Below are 9,870 nucleotides of genomic sequence, written 5' to 3'. Positions count from 1 at the left end.
GCGGCGTCAGCCCCAGCAAGGGCAGTTTTTGCGCCGGGGCGTGCAGGCTGAAGCGGGCGTGCTGGCCGAGCAGGGTTTCGGCGGCGAGGTCACGTTCGGTGCTGGTGAATTCGATGTGGTAGGCGAACGGTTCGCTTAGGCGTTCCTGGCTGTTGAAGGCCAGGACGTCGAGGTGGGCGTTGACGTTGCGAACGCTCAGGGTGTGGCGGCTGTGATCGAAAAAAGCGCTCGGTAATAAGCTGGAAGTCATCCCTTTCACTCCTGGACGCGAAAGCCCGGAGAGTAAAGATTTGTTATCTGTGATTAATGTCGGAAAATTCGACTTTACGAGACAGGCGCTTCCTGAATGTCTTATTGCGCTTCTCAAAAATGGCTGGATGCGAACAGCATCTCCGATGCTGATAACGCACGTTACGTCCACTATGTGCAACGCCTGACAGATACCGGAATTCCCCGTGTAGCCCCTTTCCTAAAGTGAAAGATGGCAGGCAAATTCACCCGGCTAAACCACGACAGTGCCACTGAGCGAACTTACATTTTGCAGCCCCCTTTTCATTCGAAGAAGCTGCAAGTGTCTCAGCCATATGCGTTTATCAACGACCGTCAACAAACGTCGACCGAACTCAAGGCTCGACTTGACATGAGCAGATCCGCTGCCGAGAAGTTCGAATTACTCAACAGCCATATCCGCAACGTAGTGGTTTTACCGGGCCAATTGGTGCTCGTCGGGGATGACACCACGACAATGTGTACGCCACAGGAGTCGCGTTTGAAGCAGGCGGCCTGGAGTGTCCGCCACAGCGTGATGGCAGAAGGAGGTGCCAGCTTTGCGTTGCAGAACTATGACCTGTTGCAAAAACTGCTGGGTTTTACTTCGCTCGGTATCGGTACGGCGGGGGACGCCTGGAGTCGACACCTGAACGATATCGTCAAAACTCTCGATGAGATCGATGCCTTGCACAAGCATGCCCTGCACCAAGGTGGAGGCAGGGCGCGGGATGAGTTCCTGACACGCCGCCAGGTTCTGTTCGCCAGATTGGAAGCCCAAATGCGTGGGTTTGCGCGATATGGCACAGGCTTGCGAAATGAAGGGTCGATTAAGAAAATGCTCGGAATTTCTACTAGGAGTTATCTGCATACCGGGGAGATCAGCCGATATGCCGAGAGGATCGCGCTGATTGCAAAAACAGCCAAAGCGCTTAAGGCAGGGACGCCGTTGGGCATCGCATTGAGCACGGCATCTGCTGCGCTAGAGATCAAGGAGGCGTGCTCGACGGGAAGGGAGGAGCAATGTTCGAAGGCTAAATATGTGGAGGTAAGTAAACTGACGATGGGCGTTGGCGTAGGAGCCTTGGGAGGGTATGCAGGATCAGCGTTGTGTCTTGCCGTACTTTTACCCACAACCGGGCCTGGTTCTCTGGCTTGTCTATTAATCGGTGGAACGGCAGGGGGCATCGCGGGGGCTGCACTTGGCAGTTGGGGTGGAGAAGCAGTGGGGGAAAAACTCTATGAATATTGAAGGCCTCTTAAGTCCTCACGTCATTTTCGGGTTTGAATTAATACTGTGTGTTTTAGCACTTGTCGCCTTATTACTAGGTGTCTTCCTTGCCTACCGACGGCTGGAACACATGGAGCGACTCTTGGATAAATGCAGTTTTGTCGTATTTCACGCTCAGTATTGGGGGAACTCGCCGCGAGCACGAATGATGCGGCTATGTGCGATCAGCGTAGCCGTGTTACTACCAAAGCGATTCTTGAAACGCGGTCTTATAGATTGGCGGCAGGTTCAGGAATTTCCTCGTTGGCTTAAAAACCTGATTCTGTGGATATTGTTTATCGATGTGCTTTTCTTGACCTACTTTTTTGTTCTTTGGTTGCGTGAATAAAGTACTGCTCAGCAAATGTCGTTCTTCAACCACCAAACAAAAAAAGCCCCATGACCAAACAGGCCACAGGGCTAAAAATTGGCTGGATGCGACCAACCAAAGGAGCTCTTTACATCACTTCGCCGTTGCTACAACCGTGTCCGGCTTCCACCCACCCCCCAGCGCCTTGTAGATCGCCACAATCCCGCGATACAGGTCCACTTCGGCCTGGGCCTGGGAGTCTTCGGCGGCGAGGCGTTCGCGTTGGGCGTCGAGCAGGACGAGGAAGTCCACGGTGCCTTCGCGGTAGCGGATGGCGGCGAGGTCGGCGGCGGCGCGGCTGGATTCGCTTTGACGGATCAGCGAGATCAGGCGTTGTTGGCGCTTGCCGTAGTCACTGAAGGCGTTCTCGGATTCTTCCAGGGCGAGCAACACTTGCTGTTCGTAGGTTGCCAGGGCGCCATCGGCTTCGGCGTCGGCGCCACGCAGTCGAGCGCGCACGCTGCCCAGGTCGAACGCGGCCCAGGTAATGCTCGGGCCAAGGGCCCAGGCATTCGCTGCCGAGGAGCCGATCTGCGAACCGCGCCCGGCGGTAAAGCCGAGGAAGCCGCTGAGGCTGACCCGTGGGAACAGGTCGGCCTTGGCCACGCCGATGCGCGCGGTGGCGGCGGCCAGTTTGCGTTCGGCGCTGAGGATGTCTGGGCGACGTTGCAGCAGTTCGCCTGGGTCGCCGATGGGCAGTGCCTTGGCAATCGCCGGCAAGTCTTTGGGGCTCAGGTCCACGCTGAGTTTGTCCGGACGCTGGCCGAGGAGGGTGGCGATGCGGTTACGCTCGCGCACTTGTTCGGCCTGCAGTTGCGGCACGCTGGCTTCAACGGCGGCGAGGCGTGCGTCGGCACGTTCCACGTCGAGTTGGTCACCCACACCGGCATCCCGCAGGCTGACGGTGATGGTGCGTGATTCCTGCTGGTTCTTCAGGTTGTCCAGGGCGATCTTTTCACGCAGTTGCGCGCCGCGCAGTTGACCGTAGGCGTCCACCAGTTCGGCAATCATGCTGACTTGCAGTTGGTACAGGTCGGCTTCGGCGGCCTGCTGGTCGGCGTCGGTCGCTTCCAGGTTGCGCTGGATGCGGCCGAACAGGTCCAGTTCCCAGGCCATGTCCAGGCCGAGGTCGTAACGCTCGGTCTTGACGCGGCGAGTGGTCTGGCCGGGGATCTGGCCCTTGCCCTGGTCACTGCTGACGCGGCTGGTGATGGTCGGCATGGCGTCATTGCTGGCGTCATCGCGGATCGCCCGAGCCGCACGCAGGCGGGCAAAGGCGACGCGCAGATCACGGTTGCCTTGCAGCGATTGAGTCACCAACTGGTTAAGCGTCGGGTCCTCGAACTGCTGCCACCAGATACCTTCGAACTTGGCATGGTCATACTGCTTGGCGTCCGCGGCGGCGGTGATGTTCGCCGCCTCCGGGGTCTGGGTTTTATAGTCCGGGCCGACGGCACAGGCGCTCAGCGCCAGTACCAGCAAGCTCGGCAGGAATACTTTCACACTCATTGCTGTGTCTCCAGCTTCAAGGCCTTGGCCGCTTTGCGCGCTTCGCTGCGTTCCACATAGCGACGGATCAGTACGTAGAACACTGGCGTCAGCAACAGACCGAAGAAGGTCACCCCGATCATCCCCGAGAACACCGCCACGCCCATGGCATGACGCATCTCGGCACCGGCACCGCTGGACAGCACCAGCGGCACTACACCCATGATGAAGGCGAACGAGGTCATCAGGATCGGCCGCAGACGCAGGCGGCAGGCTTCCAGTACGGCGGCGAGCGGGTCGAGGCCTTCCTGTTGTTTATCCTTGGCGAACTCGACGATCAGAATCGCGTTCTTGCACGCCAGGCCCACCAGTACGATCAGGCCGATCTGGGTGAAGATGTTGTTATCGCCGCCCGAGATGATCACCCCGGTAATGGCCGACAGCAGCGTCATCGGTACGATCAGGATCACCGCCAGTGGCAGGCTCCAGCTCTCGTATTGAGCAGCCAGTACCAGGAACGCCAGCAGCACGCACAGCGGGAACACGAACAGTGCGGTGTTGCCCGAGAGGATCTGCTGATAGGTCAGGTCGGTCCACTCGTAGGTCATGCCGTTGGGCAGTTCATCCTTCAACAGTTTTTCAATCGCGGCCTGGGCCTGGCCGGAGCTGTAGCCCGGTGCGGCGTTGCCGTTGATTTCAGCGGTGATAAAACCGTTGTAGTGCATCACGCGGTCCGGGCCCGAGGTGTCGCTGACCTTGATAAAGGTCGCCAGCGGGATCATCTCGCCCTTGTTGTTGCGCACTTTCAGCTGGCCGATCTGGTCGGCGTCCTGGCGGAACTGTTGCTCAGCCTGCACGTTGACCTGATAGGTGCGCCCGAAGCGGTTGAAGTCGTTGGCATACAACGAACCCAGGTAGACCTGCAGGGTGTCGAAGATGTCGCTGATCGCCACGCCGTGGGTCTTGGCCTTTTCGCGGTCGATGGCGGCATCGACTTGCGGCACATTGACGGTGTAGCTGGTGAACAGGCCAAACAGCTCCGGCACGCCGTGGCTCTTGGTGATCACGTTCTGCACTTCTTTGTACAGCTCGTCATAGCCCAGGTTGCCCCGGTCTTCGATCTGCAGGCGGAACCCGCCGATCGTGCCCAGGCCCTGTACCGGCGGCGGTGGGAAGATCGCCATGTAGGCTTCTTCGATGTTGGCGTACTGGCCATTCAGCGCGCCGGCAATCGCTCCGGCGGACATGCTCGGGTCTTTGCGCTCATCGAACGGCTTCAAGGTCACGAACACGATGCCGCTGTTCGGGCTGTTGGTGAAGCCGTTGATGGACAGGCCAGGGAAAGCAATCGCAGCTTCCACGCCAGGCTGTTTCAGGGCGATCTCCGACATGCGCTTCATCACGTTTTCGGTACGGTCCAGGCTCGCGGCGTCGGGCAGTTGGGCGAAGGCCACCAGGTATTGCTTGTCCTGAGCCGGCACGAAACCGGTCGGCGTGTGGGCAAACCCGAAGAAGGTCAGCACCATCAGGCCGGCGTACACGAACAGCGCGATACCACTGCCGCGAATCACCCGGCGTACGGTACCCACATAGCCATGGCTGGCCTTTTCGAAAAAGCGGTTGAATGGACGGAACAGCCAGCCGCCGAACAGCTTGTCGAGGAACTTCGAGAAGCGATCCTTCGGTGCGTCGTGACCGCGTAGCAACACAGCGGCCAGGGCTGGGGACAGGGTCAGCGAGTTGAACGCCGAGATCACCGTCGAGATTGCAATGGTCAAGGCGAACTGTTTGTAGAACTGCCCGGTCAAGCCACTGATGAACGCGGCGGGAATGAACACCGCGCACAGCACCAACGCTGTGGCGATGATCGGGCCGGTCACTTCACTCATGGCTTTTTCAGTCGCGGGGAACGGCTCCAGGCCCAGCTCGATATTACGTTCGACGTTCTCTACCACCACGATGGCGTCATCCACCACGATGCCGATGGCCAAGACCAAGCCGAACAACGACAGCGCGTTGAGCGAGAACCCGAACAGGTGCATCACCGCAAAGGTACCGATCAACGATACCGGCACCGCCACCAACGGAATGATCGAGGCGCGCCAGGTCTGCAGGAACAGGATCACCACCAGCACCACGAGGATCAGCGCTTCGAACAGGGTATGCACGACCGCTTCGATGGAGCCACGTACAAAGATCGTCGGGTCATAGGCGATGCGGTAGTCCATGCCCGCCGGGAAGCTCTTTTTCAGCTCGGCCATCTTGGCGCGCACATCGTTGGAGATGTCGATGGCATTGGAGCCGGGGCGCTGGAAGATCGGAATCGCTACGGCAGGCTGGTTATCGATCAGCGAGCGCAGCGCGTATTGGCTGGACCCCAGTTCAACCCGGGCGATGTCCTTGAGGCGCGTGATTTCACCGTTGGCGCCGGCGCGAATCACAATGTTCTCGAACTCTTCCTCGGTCACCAGACGGCCTTGGGTATTGACCGACAACTGGAAGCTGGTGTCGCTCGGCGCAGGCTGCGCGCCCAGGGCACCGGCCGCCACCTGGCGGTTCTGCTCACGGATCGCGGTCACCACGTCGGTGGCGGTCAGGTTGCGTGAGGCGGTCTTGTTCGGGTCGAGCCAGACGCGCAGGGAGTAATCGCCCATGCCGAACAGTTGCACGTCGCCCACGCCGCCCAAGCGGGCCAGCTCATCCTTGATGTTGAGGATGGCGTAGTTGGACAGGTACAGCATGTCGTAGCGCTGATCCGGGGAGGTCAAGTGCACCACCATGGTCAGGTCGGGAGAGGCCTTGTCCACGGTGATACCGATGCGTGTCACTTCCTCGGGCAGTTTTGGCTGAGTCCGTGTCACACGGTTTTGCACCTGCACCTGCGCGTTGTCCAGGTCGGTGCCCAGGGCGAAAGTGATGGTCAGGGTCAGTTTGCCGTCAGCGGTGGATTGCGAGGACATGTACAGCATGTTCTCGACGCCAGTGATGGCCTGCTCCAGCGGCGCGGCCACGGTTTCGCCGATGACCTTTGGGTTGGCGCCGGGGAAGTTGGCGCGCACGACCACAGTCGGCGGCACCACTTCCGGGTATTCGCTGATCGGCAGTTGGAACAGCGAAATCGCGCCGGCGATCAGGATCAACAGCGACAGCACTGCTGCGAAGATCGGCCGCGAAATGAAGAACTTGGAAAAATTCATCTTGAGTCGTATCCCTTAACCGCGTGGAGTCGCGACGCTGGCCAGTTTGGGCGCGGCTTTATCCGGCGCCACTTGTTCCAGGTTGCTGGCTTCAAGCGCTTGTCGTTGTTGGGCCAAGGCGGCGAGGGTTTCCTGGCTGGCCATCGGAATGGTTTCCGGCGCGACCGGCGAGCCTGGACGCACGCGCTGCAAGCCCTTGACGATAATCGTGTCGTCCTTGTTCAGGCCGCTGCGCACAATGCGCAAGCCTTCGATCTTCGGCCCCAGTTCCACGGCGCGATAGGCCGGTTTGTCGCCGTCCATGACCAGCACGAACTTCTTGCCCAGGTCGGTGCCCACGGCTTCATCGTTGATCAGCACGGCGGAGTAGGTGCCGCTGCCCACCAGCTTCAGGCGTGCGTAGAGGCCCGGGGTGTATTCGCCCTTGCTGTTGTCGAACACGGCGCGACCACGGATGGTGCCGGTGGCCGGGTTGACCTGGTTGTCGACGAAGTTCATCTGGCCCAGGTGCGGGTTGCCGGTTTCATTCGACAGGCCCAGGTACACCGGGGTAGTCGCGCCACGGCGGCCCTGGCGCGCCAGCTCGGTGTACTTGAGGTACACGCGCTCATCGGCGTCGAAGTAGGCGTAGACCTTGTCGGTGGACACCACGCTGGTCAGCGCGGTGACATCGGCGGTCACCAGGTTGCCGGCGGTGATCTCGGCACGGCTGACGCGGCCGCTGATCGGCGAGGTCACGCGGGTAAAACTCAGGTTCAGCTTGGCCAGGTCCAACTGCGCCTGGATGCCGGCGACAGCGGCGCGGGCTTCCTGGGCGGCAGTGGTGCGCGAGTCGGCCAGTTCGGCGGAGATTGCATTGCTCTGGCGCAGGCGCTCGCCGCGTTGGGCTTCATTGTCGCTGCGAGTGGCAGCGGCGCGGGTCTGTTGCAACTGGGCTTCAAGGCGGCGCACTTCAGCCTGGAACGGACGCGGGTCGATCTGGAACAGCAGGTCGCCTTTCTTGACCAAAGCGCCTTCGGTGAAAGCGACTTGGTCAATCTGGCCAGAAACCCGAGGACGGATCTGCACCGTTTCCGGCGCTTCCAGACGGCCGGTGAACTCATCCCACTCGTTGACCGGCTGTTCCAGCACCTTGGCCACGCTGACTTTTGCCGCAGGCATGGCGGCCGCTTGGTCCGGGGTCTTGCCGCACGCGCTCATCACCGCCACGGCCAGAATCGCCAGGGGCAAGCGCAAATGTTTGAGTGACTGTTCCATGAGGTGCATCCGCCAATGTATTTGAGATGGGCGGATCATGCGCGGCGAGGGGGTATGTCACGAATCGAATGAAGCGAAGGTAACTATCATTGCGAATGATATAAGCGCGATATCAGCCCTCTAGCATAGGGGTTTCGTTAGGGGGCTATCAATGGCGATGATGACAAAGGACTGTTGCGGGTGTGCAAGCAATGTCGACTTCGGCATCCGTATGGTTACTATTGCGCATGCAGATCGTTCGACCAGGAAGTCATTCATGACCATGCTCCAAACGTCGCCCCGTAAAGATGTCAGGGTCCAGAGCAATACCTTTTCCCAAGCGCTCAGCCAGGCCCTGACGGTCTTGTCCGAGCGAATCAGCCAGGCTCAAGCCAGCATTGCCGCTATCGACCGCCTGAGTTTACGCAGCGCCGAAAGGGAGCGCACCGAAGCCTTGGCTCCGACCCAGGCGTGCGTGCACAAGTGCCAACAGCAGTTTGATCGGCAGAAAGGTGAAGGGCACGGCTTCGGTTGGCTGCTCAGCCCGTTGGATACGCATCAGGCGTCCGTTGAGCTCAAGGCCGCCCGGCTCCAGCATGAGCAAGCGATCCTGGCTTTCGATGAGCCGGCCATCACGGCACAACGCAACCGCGACATTGACGAGCACAACCGGTACGTCGCCGGCCAGCACGAGGAACGGCTCAAACTCAAGGAGCTATTGGCGAAGCTTCTCAGATCCCAGAGCCAGTTGAAGGACTTCGAGTTGGCCGCGACAGAGGCGTTGGCAGCTGCGAAAGGCAATGGATGGCTGGCGCCTGATTTCGCCGTAACCTTGGCTCGGGTGATGGACCTGGTGCGCGAGATGAAAATGCCACAAGCCCACGACTGCCTGGGGCAACTGGTCTTTCAGAAAACACCGGACGTGGCCGCCTATGCCAAGTGGCGCAAGCGCGCCGAAGGCATTCGCGAACGCGCCAATCGGGATCACTTCGGCGTCGCGGTGACGGGCGGCTTTCCCAATATTGTCGCGGCCAGCGCCAGGCTGGCGGCGGCAAACATGCAACGCGACCCAGCCCGTCAACTGCTGCAATGTGGTCACACTGCCGATCAGTGGCAACTGCTGAGCCAATTGGCGACTTCACCCACCCACCTGTCCATCGATGTGCTCTGGGCGATCTACTGGGCGATGTTTCAGTGCCAACAGGAAATGGCCAGGTTTCTGAACAGCGCAGCGGCCATTGAGGACCTGTTGAACGGCCGGTTCAGTGCCTACGTCGAACACTGGCTTGGGAACTGGGCGTCCAAACAGGTTCCAAAATTCGGCTACCCCATGTCCCAGTCTTTCCTTGGCACGCTGCAACTGGCGGGCAAGCCGGAAGAAAGCCGTTTAGGGGCCGACCTTGGCGTCATTATCTCGTTGAATATCGGTGGCCTGATCTGTCGCAAAGCCGTGCTTTTGCAGGCCAAGCGGGCCAAGGATTGGGTCGCCGATGTGGGCAGCAAAAAAGGCCAGCTACCCAAGCTGTCCAAGTTGCCGCGGGGCGGTTACTACCTGTTCTACCATGAGTCTGCGAACCTGCACTTGGCCACTGCGGTTCCAACGGTCAGCTCTGCTCAAGCGTTGGAGCAACTGTTGCTCACGGCGGGCAAAAAACCGGATGGCACCTACCTGCCCGTCGACGTGCGCGAGACGGGTTGGGATTGGGCGAGCTTTATCAGTTTTGGCCTGTGTGACGCCAATTCGCAGATCGGTGAGCCGTTCGACACCATTGATGACGCGCTGCGGATCCTGGGCAGTGGCGAGACCGGCGCGCTGCCCCTTCGGCTGTTCATGGTCGCTATCGAGGATGAACCGTATGTGCGTGAAATGGAGCAGCGTGTCCGTGAGCGCTATATAGACCTGCAAGAGCCGCTGACCAAGCAAGAAAAGAAACAGCTGGACGGGGATGAACGTGACCATAGCTACAGAATGTGAAGCGTCAAGGACCTGCATGCCGAGTGCCTGAGGGCACCAGGGCTGCGAGCTGACCACGCTCGCAGCC

6 protein-coding genes and 1 pseudogene are annotated in these 9,870 nt (G+C 59.9%); 3 read left to right on the top strand and 4 right to left on the bottom strand.

Annotated features, from left to right (window positions below; all coding sequences use genetic code 11):
• Positions 1-250: pseudogene (locus EJD88_RS13535) on the bottom strand (type VI secretion system tip protein VgrG); the annotation flags it as partial.
• A 321-nt stretch (positions 251-571) separates the two neighbouring features.
• Between EJD88_RS13535 and EJD88_RS13530 the strand changes: the two are divergent.
• Positions 572-1,519, top strand: a complete 948-nt coding sequence (locus EJD88_RS13530; protein ID WP_158878209.1) for a hypothetical protein — start codon at positions 572-574, stop codon at positions 1,517-1,519.
• Entirely contained in the window at positions 1,509-1,886 is a 378-nt protein-coding gene (locus tag EJD88_RS13525; protein WP_158878208.1) for a hypothetical protein, read from the top strand. The genes EJD88_RS13530 and EJD88_RS13525 overlap by 11 nt, the downstream gene beginning before the upstream one ends.
• Before the next feature lie 114 nt (positions 1,887-2,000).
• Here EJD88_RS13525 and EJD88_RS13520 read toward each other — a convergent pair whose 3' ends face one another.
• Genes EJD88_RS13520 through mexE form a run of 3 tightly spaced genes read right to left on the bottom strand, consistent with a single transcriptional unit; the run spans position 2,001 to position 7,849 of the window.
• The gene (locus EJD88_RS13520) at positions 2,001-3,416 is read right to left on the bottom strand and encodes an efflux transporter outer membrane subunit (protein WP_112195154.1); all 1,416 of its coding nucleotides are present in this window, start codon (positions 3,414-3,416) and stop codon (positions 2,001-2,003) included.
• Positions 3,413-6,592 carry an efflux RND transporter permease subunit gene (locus tag EJD88_RS13515; RefSeq protein ID WP_158878207.1) on the bottom strand — a complete coding sequence of 1,060 codons (3,180 nt, stop codon included), beginning with the start codon at positions 6,590-6,592 and terminating at the stop codon, positions 3,413-3,415. The genes EJD88_RS13520 and EJD88_RS13515 overlap by 4 nt, the downstream gene beginning before the upstream one ends.
• A 15-nt stretch (positions 6,593-6,607) precedes the next feature.
• On the bottom strand, positions 6,608-7,849 hold the full coding sequence (mexE, locus tag EJD88_RS13510) for a multidrug efflux RND transporter periplasmic adaptor subunit MexE (protein WP_112196952.1): 1,242 nt from the start codon (positions 7,847-7,849) through the stop codon (positions 6,608-6,610).
• 256 nt (positions 7,850-8,105) lie between these two features.
• Here mexE and EJD88_RS13505 point away from each other — a divergent pair, with 256 nt between their 5' ends.
• Entirely contained in the window at positions 8,106-9,803 is a 1,698-nt protein-coding gene (locus EJD88_RS13505; RefSeq protein ID WP_158878206.1) for a hypothetical protein, read from the top strand.
• The last annotated feature ends 67 nt before the right edge of the window (positions 9,804-9,870 follow it).

Source organism: Pseudomonas sp. PB105, from assembly GCF_009764655.1.
Taxonomy (GTDB): Bacteria; Pseudomonadota; Gammaproteobacteria; order Pseudomonadales; family Pseudomonadaceae; genus Aquipseudomonas; species Aquipseudomonas cyclaminis.
This window is presented reverse-complemented; position numbering and strand designations above follow the sequence as displayed.